The organism is Azospirillum sp. TSH20 (assembly GCF_003115935.1).
In the GTDB taxonomy this organism is placed as follows: domain Bacteria; phylum Pseudomonadota; class Alphaproteobacteria; order Azospirillales; family Azospirillaceae; genus Azospirillum.
In genome coordinates this window covers 36,990-53,346 of sequence record NZ_LGQU01000024.1, presented here as the reverse complement: position 1 = coordinate 53,346, position 16,357 = coordinate 36,990, and the positions used below count along the sequence as shown (strand labels likewise).

Below are 16,357 nucleotides of genomic sequence, written 5' to 3'. Positions count from 1 at the left end.
TTGTGGCGGAGATGCGGGAAGGATCACTCGGCCGCGGCATCGGTGACCGGAGCGGTGACGGCAGCCTCAGCGGCCGGCTGCCCGACCTCGATCGGCGGCAGGGCCGGCAGGTCGGCGTCGATGCCGATCTCGCGCCCGATGGCGGCGACGCGGTTGCGCGCCCGCTCGAAGGCGTCCGTGAAGCTCGCCGCCTTGACCCGCGGCAGCGACCACAGCGGCTGCAACTGCAACGCCGCCTTCACCGCCAGCCCGCCGTGGTGGGAGAACCAGCTCTGCAGCATGGTCCGGTTGTCCTCGCCATGCGCCGGGTCGCGCAGCAGCAGGGCGAACAGTTCCACCGCATTGGCGAGGTTCCGCTCATAATCGGCTTCCGCCGCCGAGATGACCGACGGGGTGGAGAAGTCGTTCTGCGCCGCGGCGACCTGCATGACGAAGCCGCTGCGGAACAGCTCGCCGACCAGCGGTTCGAAGACGAGGTTGACGGCGAAATACTGCTCAAGGAAGTCGGTGGCGGCGCGGATATGCTCGACCGCCTCACGGCAGGGCTGCCAGATCGGATCGTCCAGCCAATGCGCCTTGCCGGCGTCCAGATCGAACCCGCCGATGTCGCTGCCGACCTCCGCCAGGTAGAGCGTCAGATCCTGGGCGAAGCGCAGCTTGTAGGAGGCGTTGGTCAGGATGGCGTTGTTGACCATCTGGGTGTAGCCGTAACGCTGCGCCCGCATCAGCGCGGTGCCCAGCCCATATTCGGCATGCTTGAAGGCGCCGACATGGTTCTGCAGCACGGCGACCCAGGCCTTGTCGAAGCGCTGGGGCGCACCGGCGCGGCGTGCGTTCTCCACCACGTTCTGGATCATGCCGACGATGGTCGACTGGCGCTGGTAATGGGTGCGTTCCCATTCCTGATCGGGCGCGCGGAAACCGTGCCAGTCCGTGCATTTCAGCGCGGTCCAGTCCTTGGAATAGGTCGGCGTGCCGTCGCCGAAGGAGATGATCCAGTTCTGGAGCAGATAGCGTTCCGGATCGGGCTGGACGTCGACGGTCACGTCCTCGTAATGGGTCGCCTTGCGGCCCTTCGGCTCGAAGTAATTGTAGCGGCGGCTGTCGGAACCCGGAAAGGCCTTGGCCCCGGCGGCGGCGGATTTGGTTTCGGTTTCCTGCATGGTCATCGTCTTTCCTCCCGTATTTGCAAAATCCCGGCTCAGCGGGTGGCGGGGGTGAATTTGTCGAAATAGACGCGCGCGGAATCGACGCCGGCCATTTGCAGGACCGGCAGCACCGCGTCGATCATCGGCGGCGGCCCGCAGGAGAAGACGTCGGCCTCCTCCACCTCCGCCATCTCGGACAGGTGCCGGCGCAGCACCTCGTGGATGAAGCCGGTCTCGCCGGTCCAACCGTCGCCCTCCTCGGCATGCGACAGGGCGGGAATGAAGGCGAAGTCCGGCAGGTTGCGGGCGAATTCCTCGAACTGGTCGAGGTGGAACAGGTCCCGGCGGCTGCGGGCGCCGTAGAAGAAGCGAACCGGCCGCGTCTCGCCGCTGGCCGCCTGATCGCGCAGGATCGACAGCAGCGGCGCCATGCCCGACCCGCCGCCGACCAGGATCATCGGCCCGTCCCGCCCCTCGCGGCGGAAGCAGGTGCCGTAGGGGCCGCGGACGGTCACCCGGTCGCCGACCGACAGGCCGCCGTCCAGCTGGCGGGAAAAGGCGCCGTCCGGGTATTTCTTGATGATGAACTCCAACCGGCTGCCGTCCGCCGGCGGGTTGCCCATCGAGAAGGACCGGGTGAGGCCGATCCCGGGCAGCGTGATGTCTGCATATTGGCCGGCCCAGAACTTCATCGGCTGGTCGAGGTCCAGCGCGATGGCGACGATGTCGTGGGTCAGCGGCTCCACCGCCGCCAACCGCGCGTTAAAGTCCTTCACCGGGATGGAGCGGGACAGCAGATCCTCGTCATAGTTCAGCAGTTCCACCGCCACGTCGCTGTAGGCCAGCGAACGGCAGAGCAGGATGTGGTTGCTGTCACGCTCCGGATCGGAGAGCGCGAAGGTGGAGTATTTCAGCATCTCCACGTCGCCGTCGATCAGCAGGCATTTGCAGGCGGAGCATTGCCCCTCCTTGCAGCCGTGCATCAATGAGACGCCCTGACGGAAGGCCGCGTCGAGGATGGTTTCCCCCTCCGCAACCTCCATTTCGATGCCGACCGGCTCCAGCCGCACCGTGTGGACGGCCGGACTGTTGTGCAGCGCTTGTGCGGTCATGGTCTGTCGATCTCCGCGGTGATGTCCGCCTGTGATGTCAGCAGGGGTTCCCGTTCCCCCTCTCCTTCCGGAAAGGGGGGCGGACCCGAGTGAATGGGCGGGGGATCAGACCCGGCGGATCTTGAAGCCCTTGCGGTATTCCTCGACATGCGCCTGACGCTGTTGCGGCGTCATTTCGCGGAGCGCCAGCAGCGGGCTGCGGATGGTGTGGCCGCGCACGTGGTCCAGCGTCCACATGTCCTTCTCCTCGAAGGACAGATGCGGCTGGGCGACCAGCGTCTTTCCGTCGGGACGGACGAAACCCATGTCCTGGATGGCGTCGGCGAGGTCCCAGCCGTCATAGACTTCCTCCCACTGGCGCCGGCCGGAGAAGCGGCCCATCGCCGGGGTCGGACGGCCCTGGTATTCGGCGGCGAAGGCCTCCTTGTGGGTCCAGCGGTCGACTTCGGAAGCGTAGGTGTAAAGCTCGCCGTCCACCTCATCCACCTGGAAATCCTCGCGGATGACGCAGGGCACCAGGCTCGACCAGCAGCGGTGCGGATAGACATAGCCGGTGTCGGCGAAGGTGATCGGCACGCTGCCGGGCTTGCTGAGCTTGGCGTAATTCTCCCACCAGACACCGAACTCGTCGTACCAGCCCGGATACTTGCTCTCGAACCATTCGAAGTCGCGTTCCGTCATCGCCTCGATGCGCCAGAAATTGGCCCACCAGCCGGCGGAGAAGAACTGCGCAATCTTGTGGACGTAATTCTTCTTGACGATGCTGTCGAAGGCTTCGTGAACGTCGTCATGGTGGATCTTGATGCCGTACTTCTCCAGCGGCAGCATGTAGGTGCGGTAGTAATCCTCGAAGATCCAGCGATGCCACAGCTCGGCGTAGGATTCCTTGTTCTTGTCGCGATTCTTGGTGCCGTATTCGATGATCGTGCCGATGGCGGCATCGACGATCATGTGGTTCTGCCAGAAGGAATAGCGGATGTCGCGTTCCAGCAGCAGGTGGTTGTCCGGCTCCTTCAGCACTGACATCAGCATGGAATGGCCGTTGCCGATGTGGCGGGATTCGTCGCTCTGCACCGACAGGAAGACGGTGGGCAGGGCATAGTCGCCGTTGCGCGCCGCTTCCGACGGCATGGCGACGAACAGCGTGTTGGTGAAGGCGGTTTCGGCCACCACCTGCAGATAGATGTTCGACGCGGTGATGGCGTCACCGGTCAGGAAGGCCTCACCGAACTGCCGGCCGATGGTGGTGGCGTAGCATTTGCCGAACGCCTTCTCGGTGATGTCGAACCCGGCCGGGTCGATGTAGTTCTCCATGTACCATTTCTTGAGGTTCATCTGGATCGTCGAGTGCCGGAACTCGTCGATCATCTGCATGGTGAAGCCGGTGCGCAGATCGTCGCCCGGCGCCAGCTGGCCCAGCGTCGCCATCGACCGCGCCGCCGAGATCTCCGGGAAGGGGATGATCGCCAGGAACAGCTTCATCCATTCGATCCAGCGCGGCTCGACATTGCGGAACATGTCGCCGCGCAGCGCCGCGTCCAGCGCGCCATAGACGCGGTTGTCCTTTTCCTCCTGCATCGGAAAGTAGGAGCGCAGGACCTGCTTCATCGGGTCGCGCGGCGCCTTGGAGATCTTGTAGTCGGTCGGGAAGCTCATCGCCTCCTTGACGTAGGACGGCGTCCAGCCGAGATCGGCGACCCGGCGCGCAGCCTCGGTGATGCCGATGCCTTTCTGGCTGGTGATCTTGTTCAGCGTCAATCCATCCGGCATGTCGTCTCTCCCCATGATTTTGATGATGGTGTTCCGATGGTCGGGCTTGTGGATCGGGCCTGAAGGATCGCGTCGGCCGCGCATGCCGGATGACGGGTCACCGGCAGTCTCAAGGGCGGGATCGGCAATGGCGCGACGGTGGCGGCGCGACGACGTGGTGCGCAGCCTCAGGCCGCTTACGGCCGCCGAACCAGGGCAGCCGCATCGCCGACCCCATAAAGCAACCAGCGTGCCAAAAGCCCAAGCCGCCAGGGATCGCCGATTTTAAAGAAGGTTTGCATAACGCACTGTCTCATAATGGGACGATCTGTCGCGCCGCGATGTCCCAAAATGAAACAGTTGGGACGGTCGGCACCGGCCAGACCGGCTAAAACCGGCTTACAAGCTTGTCGAAAGCGGCTTTCCGCGGCGTGGCATGCCCCTTGCTCTACCCGATCGACGGCGCCACTCCGGCTGGTCCGAAGTGTCGGCGCCCCGCTTCGGGAGGATTTTCCAACGATGAGGCATGCGATGCACGCGAGGATGTCGCCGCACCGCTGGGTGATGTTGCTGCTCCTTCTTTCCATACCCTTCTCGCCCTTCACGCCGAAATCCGCGGCGGCGGACGGCGAGGTGCTGTTCCGGCAGCAATGCGGAACCTGCCATTCGGTGAAGAAGGACGACGGTCCGCGCGCCGGACCGCCGCTCTACGGCGTCATCGGCCGCAAGGCCGGGACGGCCGACGGCTTCGAATATTCGGATGCGCTGCGCGGTGCCGGCTTCGCCTGGGACGCCGGCCATCTGGAACGCTGGCTGGCGAACTCCAACCAGTTCATCCCCGGCAGCTACATGAACTACCGCCAGGACGACGACGCGATCCGCAAGAGCATCGTCCAGTTCCTGGAGGCCAAGGCCAAAGGGTAGCGCCGTCGCTTCAAACCAATCTCGGGCAAAGATTTCGCAGGAAACATCATGGCCAAGATCATCCACATGATGGTGCGCGTCCTCGACGAACAGCGGTCGCTGGACTTCTATGCCAAGGCCTTCGGGCTCGAACCGGCCGAGCGGCTGGGGTTCGACGGTTTCACGCTGATCTACCTGCGCAACGCCGAAAACGACATGGAACTGGAGCTGACGGTCAACCACGACCGCACCACGCCCTACACCCACGGCGACGGCTACGGCCACATGGCGGTGGCGGTGGACGATCTGGACGGCGAACACGCCCGGCTGTCGGCCCTGGGTTTCCCGGTGACGCCGGTGAAGGAATTCGCCCCCGGCGGCACCCTGCTGGCCCGCTTTTTCTTCATCACCGATCCGGACGGCTACAAGACCGAGGTCCTGCAACGCCACGGCCGCTACCGCTGAGCCTTGACAGCAAAAACAATCCACTTGGGAAGGAGACGTCGATCATGCGCGTTCTCGACAAACGGACACGGATCAACCGGCGCAATTTTCTGAAGACCTCCGCCGCGTCGGTGGCGGCGGCTGGCGCGGTTTCAGGCGGCATGGTGTCGATCGGAGCGACCCCGGCCTGGGCCGAGGCGCTGACCGCCATCAAGCCCGAAGCTGCCAAGACCCTGCTGGTGATGGTGCGCGATCTCTATCCGCACGACCGGCTGAGCGACGCCTATTACGAGACGGCGCTGGCCTCGATGGACCAGGCGGCGGCCAAGGACGCCACGCTGGCCGGCCAGCTCAACGAAGGCGCGGTTGCCCTCGACGCCGCCGCACGCAAGCTGCACGGCACTCCCTATGCCGCCATCAAGGCCGAGCAGGACCGCGTCGCGGTGCTGAAATCGATCGAGACCACGCCGTTCTTCGGCAAGGTCCGCGGCGACATGGTGGTCGCCCTCTACAACCAGCCGGAGGTGTGGGCGAAGCTCGGCTACGAAGGGGCGTCGGCCGAATATGGCGGCTACATCCACCGCGGCTTCGACGACATCGACTGGATCAAGGACGCCTGACGGCACCGGCGGCCGGCCTGAATGAACGCCCACTGAATGCCCGAAAAATGGGGGAGGACCGAGACATGGTTGCGAAATTCGCAATGGACGACGACAGCGTCGTGGTAGTGATCGGATCGGGTGCCGGCGGCGGCACCCTGTCGAACGAACTGGCCCAGAAGGGCATCAAGGTCGTCTGCCTGGAAGCCGGCAAGCGTCACGAAATCCAGGATTTCGTGAATGACGAATGGAAGAGCTTTTCGCAAATCTCCTGGCTGGACAAGCGCACCACGTCGGGCAGTTGGCGGGTGGCGAAGGACTTCCCCAACCTGCCGGCATGGATCGTCAAGGCGGTCGGCGGCTCCACCGTGCACTGGGCCGGCGCCTCTCTCCGCTTTCAGGAGCACGAGTTCAAGGCGCGCACGACCTACGGCGAGGTGGAGGGCGCCAACCTGCTCGACTGGCCGGTGACGCTGGCGGAGATGGAGCCCTATTACGACAAGGCCGAGTTCAAGATGGGGACGACCGGCACCAACGGCATCCCGCGTCTGCCCGGCAACAACAATTACAAGGTGCTGGCGGCCGGCGCCAAGAAGCTGGGCTATGCAGAGTTCCACACCGGCAACATGTCGATCAACAGCAAGCCGCGCGACGGACGCGGCGCCTGCCAGCAGATCGGCTTCTGTTTCCAGGGCTGCAAATCGGGCGCGAAATGGTCCACCCTCTACACCGAGATCCCCAAAGGGGAGGCCACCGGCAACCTGGAGGTCCGGCCGGACGCCCAGGTGCTGAAGATCGAGCATGACGCCAAGGGCAAGGTCAACGCCGTGCTCTATGCCGACAGCACCGGCGCCATCCACCGGCAGAAGGCCCGCATCGTCGCGGTCGCCGGCAACTCGATCGAAAGCCCGCGTCTGCTGCTGAACTCGGCCTCGACGATGTTTCCGGACGGGCTGGCGAACTCATCCGGTCAGGTCGGGCGCAACTACATGCGGCACATGACCGGCTCGGTCTATGCGCTGTTCGATCGGCCGGTCCATATGTATCGCGGCACCACCATGGCCGGCATCATCCGCGACGAATCCCGCTTCGACCCGCGCCGCGGCTTCGTCGGCGGCTACGAGATGGAAACGCTGTCGCTCGGCGTTCCTTTCATGGCGGCCTTCCTCGATCCCGGCGCCTGGGGCCGCGATTTCAGCTCGGCGCTGGACGCCTACGACCATATGGCCGGCATGTGGCTGGTCGGGGAGGACATGCCGCGCGAGACCAACCGCGTCACCCTGCACGCGACGGACAAGGACAAGTTCGGCCTGCCCATCCCCAACGTCAATTTCGACGACCACCCCAACGACATCGCCATGCGCACCCACGCTTATGGCCGTGGGTCGGCGGTCTATGACGCGGTTGGGGCGGTGCGGACCATCCACACTCCGCCCTACCCCTCCACCCACAATCTCGGCACCAACCGCATGAGCGCCAACGCCCGCGACGGCGTCCTCAACAAGTGGGGACAGGCGCACGACGTGAAGAACCTGTTCGTGTCCGACGGCAGCCAGTTCACCAGCGGCGGGTCGGAGAACCCGACCCTGACCATCGTCGCGCTGGCGATCCGGCAGGCCGACTACATCGCCGACCAGATGGGCAAGCGTGAGATCTGAGGACCGCTAAAGCCTTGCCCGTGCCTCCTCCGCCACCCGGTCCGGCGTAATGCCGAAGTGGCGGTAGAGGTCGGGCACCGCGCCGGACGCGCCAAAGCCGCTCATGCCGACGAAACCGCCATCCTCGCCGATGTAGCGCTCCCACCCCTGGACCACCGCCGCCTCGACGGCGACCCGCACGGTGGAGCGATCGATGACGGCGCGGCGATAAGCCTGATCCTGCCGTTCGAACAGCTCCCAGCAGGGCAGCGAAACCACGGCGGTGGGTACGCCGTCGGCCTGCAGCAGATCACGCGCCTGCAACGCGATGGCGACCTCCGATCCGGTGGCGAGCAACGTGACCCGGCGCTCGCCCCCCGCCGCCTCGGCCAGCACATAACCGCCGCTTCGGCATTGGTTACCGGCATCGCCGTCGCGGCGTAAGGGGTCGAGCGGTTGGCGGGCAAAGACCAGCGCGGTCGGGCCGGAGCGGTGCTCCAGCGCGATCTCCCAGCACTCCGCCGCCTCGACCGCATCGGCCGGTCGCAGCACCAGCAGGTTGGGAATGGCCCGCAGCGCCGCCAGCACCTCCACCGGCTGGTGCGTCGGACCGTTGGTGCCGATGCCGATGGAGTCGTGGCTGAACACGAAAGTGACCGGCAGCCCCATCAGCGCCGCCATGCGAATGGCCGGGCGTTCGTAATCGCAGAAGGCCAGATAGGTGATGCCGGTCGCCACCACCCCGCCATGGGCGGCCATGCCGTTCAGCATGCTGCCCATCGCATGCTCGCGCACGCCGTAATGGACGTACCGGCCGGCGCGGTCGTCGGCGGTGAAGGCGGCCAGCCGCCGCTTGTGCAGGGTGGCGCCCTCCAGGTCCGGCGCGCCGCTCAGCATCTCCGGGATGATCTCCGTCATCAGGTCGACGATGTCGCCGGAGATCTTGTAGCCATGGTCGCTGTGCCCGCTCTCCGCCATGCGGCGCTTGAAGGCATGCAGCGCAGCGGCCCAGCCGTCAGGCAGCCGCCCCTCGCGCAGCCGGTCCAACTCGCGGCGCTTTTCGATGGGCAGCGCGGCAACGCGGGCCTGCCACGCCTGCTGTTCCGCCCCACCCCGGCGGCCGGCTTCCAGCCAGGCGGCCCGGACATCATCGGGAATCTCAAAGGCTGCGTAAGGCCAGTCGAGCGCCCGGCGGGCGGCGTCGGTGTGTTCCTTGAACAGCCGGGCGCTGTGGGCGGCGCGCTGGCCCTCATGCGGCAGGCCACGGCCGATGCTGGTGGTGCAGGCGATCATCGACGGCCGCGGGTCGAGCCTGGCGAGGCGCAGCGCCTCCGACACCGCATCGATGTCGTGGCCGTCGACCTCCTGCACATGCCAGTTGCTGGCGCGGAAGCGGGCGGCCATGTCGTCGGACAGCGCAAGGTCGATGCCGCCGTCGTCGGTGATGCGGTTGTCGTCCCACAGATAGGTCAGCTTGCCCAGCCGCAGATGCCCGGCGAGCGCGATGACCTCCTGCCCCACGCCCTCCTGCAGGCAACCGTCGCCGACCAGCGCGTAGGTGCGGTGATCGACGATGCCGTCGCCGAAGCGCCGGTTCAGGAAGGCTTCGGCCAGCGCCATGCCGGCGGCGTTGGCGATGCCCTGGCCCAACAGGCCGGTCGTCACCTCGATGCCGCAGGACTGGTGGATTTCCGGATGGCCGGCGGTGTGCGCCCCCAGCACCCGGAACCGCTTGAGTTCCTCCAGTGTCATCGCCTCGTAGCCGCTGAGATGCAGCAGCGAGTAGATCAGCATCGAGCCATGGCCGTTCGACTGGACGAAGCGGTCGCGGTCGAACCACAGCGGGTCGGCGGCGTTGAACTTCAGGTGCCGGGTGAAGAGCGCTGTCGTGATGTCGGCGGCGCCGAGCGGGGTGCCGGGATGCCCCTCGCCCGCGCGCTCGATGGCATCCATGGACAGAAAGCGGATCGCGTTCGCCATCCGGCGCGGATCGACGCTGGTCATCATGTGGTCCTTTCGGGAATGCGGAATGGTGCGGGGCGGCGCCGTCACGTCACCAGATTGATCGGTCGCCCGGCCGCGAAGGCTTCGATGCAGGCGGTGACCTGCCCGGCGACGGCCTGCCGCGCCTCGACGCTGGCCCAGCCGATGTGCGGCGTCAGCAGGAAGTCGGTGCGTCCGGCAAGGCGGAGGAAGGGGTGGTCGTCCGGCGGCGGCTCCACCGCCGTGGCGTCGACGGCAGCGCCGGAGATCAACCCGCCTTCCAGCGCATGGACCAGCGCCATGTCGTCGATCAGCCCGCCGCGCGAGGTGTTGATGACCAGCGGCCGGCGCGTCATCCGGGCGAACTCCGCCTCGCCCAGCAGATGGCGGGTAGCGGGCGTCAGCGGGCAATGCAGGGTCAGCACGTCGCTTTCGGCCAGCACCGCGTCGAACGGCACATGCTCCGGTCCGCTGGCCGCCTCCCCCTTGCGGCCGGCGAACAGCACGCGCATGCCGAAGGCGCGGGCGATGGTTGCCACGGCCTGCCCAATGGCGCCGCGCCCGACGATGCCGAGCGTCGAGCCGTACAGATCACGGATCGGGTGGTCGAGCAGGGTAAACTGGCCGCAGGCCTGCCACGCCCCCGCCGCCACCGATTCCCGGTAGGCCGGCAGGGACCGGCGCAGCGCCAGCATCAGGGCGAAGACATGCTCCGGCACCGTGTGGATGGCATAGGCGCGGACGTTCGACACCGCAATTCCGCGTTCGCGGCAGGCGGCGACGTCCACACTGTCGGTCCCAGTCGCAGCGACGGCGACGAAGCGCAAGTCGGGCAGCTGCGCCAGCGTCTCGGCGCGGATCGGCACCTTGTTGACGATCAGGACGGTCGCTCCGCGCGCCCGCTCGACGATCTGCTGCGGTGCGGTGCGACCATACTGCATCCACTCATGCGGCACATTGGGACGGCGCAACACGATGTCCGCCCCCATGGTGTCGTGGTCGAGGAAGACGATGCGCTCCATCATTGTCTCCCCTCGGGCCGCCCCCCGGCGGTGCCGTTCACCGCGTGATAGCTGCGGATGACCTGACTGTCGTCCATCGCCCCTTCGCCGCGGCCGGAGGTGGCGAGGAACATCTGGTGGGCGACGGCGGCCAGCGGCAGCGCCGCCTTGGCATCGCGCCCGGCCTCCAGCACGATCCCCAGATCCTTGACGAAGATGTCCACCGCGCTGGTGATCTCCGGCTCCGCCTCCAGCATGCGCGGCCCCCGGTCCTTCAGCATCCAGCTCGACGCCGACGACCCGCTCATGATCTGCAGCAGGATGTCGAGATCGACCCCGACCTTGGCGGCCAGCGCGAAGGCCTCCGCCACCACGGCGATGTGAACGCCGCACAGCAGCTGGTTGACGGTCTTGACCGTGGCGCCCTGCCCCGGCTTTTCGCCGACATGGAAGACCTTGTCACCCATCGCCGCCAGGATCGGGCGCACCCGCTCCACCGTCGCGGTGTCGGCGGCGGCCATGATCGACAGCGTTCCCGCCACCGCTCCCACCACCCCGCCGGATACCGGCGCATCGACGAAACGGCGCCCGGCCGCCTCCACCCGCTCGGCCAGCGCGGCGGCCGCGCCCGGCGGACAGGTCGCCATCAGGATCACCGAGGCGCCGGCCGGCAGTGCCTCCAGCGCGCCGTCGGCGAACAGCGCGGCATCGGCCTGCGCGGCATTGACCACCATCAGCACCAGCGCGTCGGCACCCGCCGCCGCGGCGGCCGCACTGGAAGCGCCCTTGCCGCCGGCGTCTTCCAGCGTCCGGACACTCCCGGCCCGCACATCGAAGCCCTGGACGGAGAAGCCCTTCGCCAGCAGGTTGCGCGCCATGGGCATACCCATGGAACCGAGGCCGATGAAACCGACTGTCGTCATCGTGTCATGATCCTTGGATTGAAATGCCGCCGGTTCAGAGATTTCGAGCGTCCAGGAACCTTCCTGGGAGACGCCGTCTCTCATCACGGGCTTCCTTCGGCCGTCATCACCATTAGTTTGCCGCCGGCTCAGTACAGGATGGTCGCCGGCACGTAGGACACGAGGCCCAGCACGATCAGCGCCACCAGATAGAAGGGCCACAGCTCGCGCACGATGGCGCCGATGGGCTCGCGGGAGATGGCGGCGGAGATGAACAGCGTGGTGCCGATCGGCGGCGTGAACAGGCCGATGCTGAGATTGACCGCCATCATGATGCCCAACTGGATCGGGTCCATGCCGATGGCGCCGCCGACGGCGACGAAGGTCGGACCCAGCAGCAGGATCGCCGCCGGCAGGTCGAGGAACATGCCGACGACCAGCATGATCAGGTTCATCGCCAGGATGATCAGCCACGGCTCCTGCAGCACGGTCTGCGCATAGGCGGCCACCGCGTTCGGGATCGCCTCGGTGATCAGCACATAGCCGACGAGGTTTGACGCGGCGATCACCAGCATGACGACGCCCGTGGTCACCACCGTTCCCATCAGGGCGGCATGGATGCGCTTCCAGGTCAGGTCGCGGTAGATCAGCACGCTGACCAGCAGCGCATAGGCGACGGCGACGACGCTGACCTCCGTCGGGGTGGCGATGCCGAAGCGCAGCAGCACCAGGATGAAGGCCGGCATCAGCAGCGCCGGCAGGGCGGAAACGGTCGCCTGGGCCAGCGCCCGCAGTCCACCGCCGTCCTTCAGCAGGGGGAAGTTTCGGGTCCGGCCGCTGACATAGCACACCACCATCATGCCGGCGGCCAGCAGCAGGCCCGGCAGGATGCCGGCGAGGAACAGCGAGGCGATGGAGGCGTTCGACACCGCAGCATAGAGGATCAGCGGGATCGAGGGCGGGATCAGCCCGGCGATGACCGACGAGGACGCCGTCGCCGCCGCGCCGAAGGCCGCCGGATAGCCCTCGCGCTTCTGCCAGGGGATCAGCATGGATCCCAGCGCCGACGCCTCCGCCACAGCCGATCCCGAGACGCCACCGAAGATGGTGGAGCCGACGACGGTGACCTGGGCCAGACCGCCGGGATAGCGCCCGACAAGGGCGGCGGCGAAGCGGACCAGCTTCTGGCCCAGCGTGCCGCTCATCATCAGCGCGCCGGACAGGATGAAGAAGGGGATCGCCAGCAGCGGGAAGCTCTGGGTCGGCTGGAACAGCTTGACGACCGCGATCACGGTCGGCACCGACCCCATGGTCATCACCGCGGCGCCGGAGCTGATGACCAGCGCATAGCCGACGGGAAAGGAGAGCAACAGGAGAAGGCCGAAGACGGCGACCATCACGACGGTCATATCTCTTCCTCCGACACATGGGCGCGGACGGACCGCGGGTCTTCGGCGATCAGCAGGCGCAGGAAGGTGGTGACGGCGGTCAGACCGACGCCGACGAAGCCGGCGATCAGCGACAGGTAGGCCCAGCGGGCGCTGACACCCGTCACCGGGTAAATCTCGGCGCCGGTGATCTCGATGACGGCGAGGCCGATGTAGGCGAGGTAGAAGAAGGTCGCCCCCACCACCACCTGCATCCCCAGCAGCAGCGCGCGGGCCAGCGGGCGGGGCAGCAGGTCGAGCAGCAGAGTGACCGAGATGTGCGCGCCCTTCTGCGCCGCCAGCACCACGCCGCCCATCACCAGCCAGGGGAACAGCAGGTTCGGCAGTTCCGACGGCCAGCCCAGCCCTTGCGTCGTCAGGTAACGGACGACGACCTCGGCGCCCAGCGCCAGGAACAGCACGATCAGGGACAGGATCGCCACGGCGGCGGAGACGACGGAGATGGCACCGTCGGCCGCCTGGAGAAGGGTGGCGGGAAGCCCCGCCACCTCATGCTCCCGCTCGTGGGACACCGTCATCACTGCGCCGCTCCGGCGGCGGCTTCCTTGCGGACCAGGGCGACCAGTTCGGGGAACTGCTTCTCCCACTTGTCATAGACGGACTTGGTCTTGGCGATGAAGGGCGCCGGGTCGACCGTGTTGAACTTCACGCCGGCGTCTTCCATCTTCGCCTGCAGTTCCTTGTCGGCCTTGGCGGACATCTCGCGATTCAGCTTGCCGGCCTCGGCCGCCGCGTCCAGCACCGCCTTCTGATCGGCCTTCGACAGGGTGTCGAAGACGATCTTGCTGGCCAGCAGCGGGGTCGATTCATACTTGTGGCCGGTCAGCGAGATATATTTCTGCACCTCGAAGAGCTTCGACGAGTAGATGTTCATCAGCGGGTTCTCCTGCCCGTCGACCACGCCCTGCTGGAGCGCGATGTAAAGCTCGGAGAAGGCCAGCGGCATCGGGTTGGCGCCGAGAGCCTTGAAGATGTCCACCGTGATCGGGTCCGGCGGGGTGCGGATCTTGATGCCGGCCAGATCCTCCGGCTTGGTGATCGGCCGGACGTTGTTGGAGACATGGCGGATGCCGTTGTCCCACATCGCCAGCAGAACCAGCCCCTTGGCCTTCGACGCCTCGTCCAGCTTCTTCGCCACCGGGCCGTCCAGAACCTTCCACGCCTGCGGCAGCGACTGGAACAGGAAGGGCAGGCCCAGCACGGCATATTCCGGCACGACGCCCGAGGCGGTGCCCTGCGAATTGGCGCTGAAGGCCAGCGTGCCGAGCCGCATGCTGGTCAGCGCCTCGGCGTCATCACCATACTGGGCGCTGCCGCCGACCTCGATCTTCACCCGGCCGTCCGTCTTCTTGGCGACGAGTTCCGCGAATTTCAGCGAGGCTTCCGCCTTCGGATTGCCCGGCGCCGCGTTGTGGGCCAGACGCAGGACCTGCTGGGCCCAGGCGGCCGGCGAAGCGACCAGGGCGGTGCCCACCACCAGCGACAAAAGCAGCTTCTTCATCGGATCTCTCTCCCTAATGGATGTTTGTTGGTTGGTCGGGTGTGATCGGGTCGGGCGGGTGTCGCCTTACAGCCATCCCTTGATGCTGGCCGCCATGGCGTCGGTGGAGATGCCGTAGAGGTCGTGCAGGGTCGGCAGGGCGCCGGCCTTCAGGAACTCGTCCGGCAGGCCGATCTGGCGGAACACCGGGGCGACGCCGCCGCGCAGCAGGGTGCCGGCCACCGCCTCGCCCAGCCCGCCGATGACAGTGTGGTTTTCCGCCACCACCACCATGCGGCCGGTGCGTGCCGCCTCGCGCAGGATGGTCTCGGTGTCGAGCGGCTTGATGGTGGGGACATGCAGAACCGCGACGCCGACCTTGTCGGCCTCCAGCAGCTTGGCCACCTCCAGCGCCCGCATCGTCATGATGCCGGACGAGATGACGAGAACCTCGGCGCCGTCGCGCAGCAGCTTGGCCTTGCCGAGTTCGAACTTGTAGTCGTACTCGTCCAGCACCAGCGGGACGTTGCCGCGCAGCAGCCGCATATAGACCGGGCCGTTGTGCGCGGCCATGGCGGGCACCGCCTGCTCGATCTCGTGGGCGTCGCAGGGATCGATCACCACCATGTTCGGCATGGCGCGCATCAGCGCCAGATCCTCCGCCGCCTGATGGCTTGGGCCATAGCCGGAGGTCAGGCCCGGCAGGGCGCAGGCGATCTTGACGTTGCGGTTCTCCTCCGCGATCGTCTGGTGGACGAAATCGTAGGCCCGGCGCGAGGCGAAGACGGCGTAGGTGGTGACGAAGGGCATCATGCCCTCATGCGCCATGCCGGACGCCGCCCCCATCAGCAGCTGCTCGGCCATGCCCATCTGATAGAAGCGGTCGGGATAGGCCTGGGCGAAGATGTGCAGGTCGGTGTATTTGGCGAGGTCGGCGGTCATGCCGACGATCTCGGTCCGCTGCTTCGCCAGTTCGACCAGCGCATAGCCGAAGGGCGCCGGCCTGGTCCGCTGCCCCTCCGCCGCGATCGAGGCGATCATGGCGGAGGTCTTCAGGCGCGGCTTTGCGGTGGTGTTTGCAGCGGTGCTCATGCGGTCCTCCCGGCGTCGAGCGCATCCAGCGCCAGCTGCCATTCGTGCGCGTCGACGCGGATGAAATGGTTCTTTTCGCGGGCTTCGAGGAAGGGCACGCCCTTGCCCATCCTGGTGTCGCAGACGATCATCCGCGGCTTGGGCTCGGGGTGCGACTTGGCGGCGTCGAAGGCGGCGACCACCGCGTCCATGTCGTTGCCGTCGACCCGCTGGACGAACCAGCCGAAGGCCTCCAGCTTGTCCACCAGCGGCTCGAACGCCATCACCTGGGTGGATGGCCCATCGGCCTGCTGGTTGTTGACGTCGACGATGGCAATCAGGTTGTCGAGCTTGTAATGGGCGGCCGACATAATGGCCTCCCACACCGATCCCTCGTCCAGTTCGCCGTCGGAGAACAGCGTGTAGACACGGGCAGCGGAATTCTTGCGCTTCAGTCCCAGGCCGATGCCGACCGCGATGCTGAGGCCGAGGCCGAGCGAACCGCCCGACATCTCCATGCCCGGCGTGTAGCTCGCCATGCCCGACATCGGCAGGCGGCTGTCGTCGCTGCCGTAGGTCTCCAGCTCTTCGGCCGGGATGATGCCGGCTTCGATCAATGCTGCGTACAGCGCGATGGCGTAATGGCCGTTGGACAGCAGGAAGCGATCGCGCTCCTCCCAATGCGGGTCTTCGGGGCGATACTTCATGGCGTGGAAGTAGGAGACCGCCAGCACGTCGGCGATGTCCAGCGCTTGGCCGATATAGCCCTGCCCCTGCACCTCGCCCATCAGCAGGGCGTTGCGGCGGATGCGGTAGGCGCGTTCGGCCAAGGGCACATTGTGCCCGAGCGGGGTGGTGTCGAGTGCGGTGTCCACGGAAG

Annotated in this window: 15 protein-coding genes; 4 read left to right on the top strand and 11 right to left on the bottom strand. The window is 66.7% G+C overall.

The features are described 5' to 3' along the window. Positions 1–23: 23 nt before the first annotated feature. From TSH20_RS07610 to TSH20_RS07600, 3 genes are all read right to left on the bottom strand, one after another. Positions 24–1,169, bottom strand: a complete 1,146-nt coding sequence (locus TSH20_RS07610; RefSeq protein WP_109074156.1) for an aromatic/alkene monooxygenase hydroxylase subunit beta — start codon at positions 1,167–1,169, stop codon at positions 24–26. 32 nt (positions 1,170–1,201) lie between these two features. Then, the gene (locus tag TSH20_RS07605; RefSeq protein ID WP_109074155.1) at positions 1,202–2,260 is read right to left on the bottom strand and encodes a 2Fe-2S iron-sulfur cluster-binding protein; all 1,059 of its coding nucleotides are present in this window, start codon (positions 2,258–2,260) and stop codon (positions 1,202–1,204) included. A 105-nt stretch (positions 2,261–2,365) separates the two neighbouring features. Beyond that, positions 2,366–4,030, bottom strand: coding sequence for an aromatic/alkene/methane monooxygenase hydroxylase/oxygenase subunit alpha (locus tag TSH20_RS07600; RefSeq protein ID WP_109074154.1), 1,665 nt, complete (start codon positions 4,028–4,030; stop codon positions 2,366–2,368). Positions 4,031–4,540: 510 nt separating this feature from the next. On the opposite strand from TSH20_RS07600, the gene TSH20_RS07595 reads away from it, so the two are divergent. The 4 genes from TSH20_RS07595 (at position 4,541) to TSH20_RS07580 (ending at position 7,613) form a co-directional block, all read left to right on the top strand. Further along, entirely contained in the window at positions 4,541–4,933 is a 393-nt protein-coding gene (locus TSH20_RS07595; RefSeq protein ID WP_109074223.1) for a c-type cytochrome, read from the top strand. A gap of 48 nt (positions 4,934–4,981) precedes the next feature. Continuing rightward, positions 4,982–5,377 (top strand): VOC family protein, encoded by a 396-nt coding sequence (locus TSH20_RS07590; RefSeq protein ID WP_109074153.1) that lies wholly within the window; start codon positions 4,982–4,984, stop codon positions 5,375–5,377. A 44-nt stretch (positions 5,378–5,421) separates the two neighbouring features. Continuing rightward, the gene (locus tag TSH20_RS07585; RefSeq protein ID WP_109074152.1) at positions 5,422–5,976 is read left to right on the top strand and encodes a twin-arginine translocation signal domain-containing protein; all 555 of its coding nucleotides are present in this window, start codon (positions 5,422–5,424) and stop codon (positions 5,974–5,976) included. A 65-nt stretch (positions 5,977–6,041) separates the two neighbouring features. After that, complete coding sequence (locus TSH20_RS07580; protein ID WP_109074151.1) at positions 6,042–7,613, top strand: GMC family oxidoreductase; 1,572 nt, start codon at positions 6,042–6,044, stop codon at positions 7,611–7,613. Positions 7,614–7,619: 6 nt separating this feature from the next. On the opposite strand, the gene tkt is transcribed toward TSH20_RS07580, so the two are convergent. From tkt to TSH20_RS07540, 8 genes are all read right to left on the bottom strand, one after another. Continuing rightward, entirely contained in the window at positions 7,620–9,599 is a 1,980-nt protein-coding gene (gene tkt, locus TSH20_RS07575) for a transketolase (RefSeq protein ID WP_348770411.1), read from the bottom strand. A 41-nt stretch (positions 9,600–9,640) separates the two neighbouring features. Continuing rightward, entirely contained in the window at positions 9,641–10,600 is a 960-nt protein-coding gene (locus TSH20_RS07570) for a D-2-hydroxyacid dehydrogenase (RefSeq protein WP_199231903.1), read from the bottom strand. After that, entirely contained in the window at positions 10,597–11,583 is a 987-nt protein-coding gene (locus TSH20_RS07565) for an NAD(P)-dependent oxidoreductase (protein WP_348770410.1), read from the bottom strand. Before TSH20_RS07565 ends, TSH20_RS07570 begins: the two co-directional genes overlap by 4 nt. Positions 11,584–11,627: 44 nt before the next feature. Next, the gene (locus TSH20_RS07560; protein ID WP_109074148.1) at positions 11,628–12,887 is read right to left on the bottom strand and encodes a TRAP transporter large permease; all 1,260 of its coding nucleotides are present in this window, start codon (positions 12,885–12,887) and stop codon (positions 11,628–11,630) included. Then, on the bottom strand, positions 12,884–13,444 hold the full coding sequence (locus tag TSH20_RS07555; RefSeq protein WP_199231904.1) for a TRAP transporter small permease: 561 nt from the start codon (positions 13,442–13,444) through the stop codon (positions 12,884–12,886). Before TSH20_RS07555 ends, TSH20_RS07560 begins: the two co-directional genes overlap by 4 nt. Then, positions 13,444–14,427, bottom strand: a complete 984-nt coding sequence (locus TSH20_RS07550) for a TRAP transporter substrate-binding protein (RefSeq protein ID WP_109074147.1) — start codon at positions 14,425–14,427, stop codon at positions 13,444–13,446. The genes TSH20_RS07555 and TSH20_RS07550 overlap by 1 nt, the downstream gene beginning before the upstream one ends. 66 nt (positions 14,428–14,493) lie before the next feature. Next, positions 14,494–15,498 (bottom strand): transketolase C-terminal domain-containing protein, encoded by a 1,005-nt coding sequence (locus TSH20_RS07545; RefSeq protein WP_199231905.1) that lies wholly within the window; start codon positions 15,496–15,498, stop codon positions 14,494–14,496. Beyond that, positions 15,495–16,352 (bottom strand): transketolase, encoded by an 858-nt coding sequence (locus TSH20_RS07540; RefSeq protein WP_109074145.1) that lies wholly within the window; start codon positions 16,350–16,352, stop codon positions 15,495–15,497. Before TSH20_RS07540 ends, TSH20_RS07545 begins: the two co-directional genes overlap by 4 nt. Between the last annotated feature and the right edge of the window lie 5 nt (positions 16,353–16,357).